The sequence below is a fragment of the Bacillus cereus group sp. BfR-BA-01430 genome (assembly GCF_022663115.1).
In the GTDB taxonomy this organism is placed as follows: Bacteria; Bacillota; Bacilli; order Bacillales; family Bacillaceae_G; genus Bacillus_A; species Bacillus_A cereus_BD.
This window is the reverse complement of the sequence record NZ_JAKUEW010000060.1, coordinates 1-705: the sequence shown is the minus strand read 5'-3', so window position 1 is coordinate 705 and position 705 is coordinate 1. Positions and strand designations below refer to the sequence as shown.

Here is a 705-nt window from a genome sequence, read left to right as displayed (position 1 = left end):
TGAACTGTACCCCGAATCGTGGACACTTAAAAAAAGTCCATAATTCGGGGTTTTTGTGTATTTTTATAAGCAAACCTCGTTATAATGGATACAACGATATAAGTGAGGTACGGAACATGAGTAAAATTATTTTTAATGAACTACAAATGAAACAACTAGAAAAGAATGAAAATGTGGTAAAAGTATCAGAACGTTCGATTCGCTATTGCCCAGATTTTAAAGTAAGGGCTGTGAAAGAAAATCAACAAGGAAAAGGGCCCAATCAAATTTTCTTAGAAAATGGGTTCGATTTAGAGTTGATCGGTGAAAAGAAACCAAATCAATGTTTAAAGCGTTGGAGAAAAACATATGAACAATTTGGTGAGGAAGGATTTTATATAGAGCGTCGCGGTAAAGGAAGCACGGGTCGCCCCTCTTCCAAACAACTCTCTTCTGACGACAAGTTAAAGAAAGCGGAAGCGCGTATTGCGTTTCTGGAGGCAGAACTAGAATTCTTAAAAAAGTTAGACGAACTCGAAAGGCAGGCGTTACAGAAGAAACGATTTTAACAACTGGTGAAGCATATACACTCATTGAACAAACAATTCGTCGCTACCGATTCCCTCGTATGGTGCGTTATTTTTGCGAACTTGCGGGCGTGAGTCGTAGTGGGTATTACGCTTGGCTTCGTCAAACAGATCAGCATATGGAGAGAGAACAGAATGA

Annotated in this window: 1 protein-coding gene; it reads left to right on the top strand. The window is 39.1% G+C overall.

What is annotated here, in order from left to right:
- Nucleotides 1-116: 116 nt before the first annotated feature.
- Nucleotides 117-548 carry an HTH domain-containing protein gene (locus MR058_RS22915; protein WP_242145940.1) on the top strand — a complete coding sequence of 144 codons (432 nt, stop codon included), beginning with the start codon at nucleotides 117-119 and terminating at the stop codon, nucleotides 546-548.
- The last annotated feature ends 157 nt before the right edge of the window (nucleotides 549-705 follow it).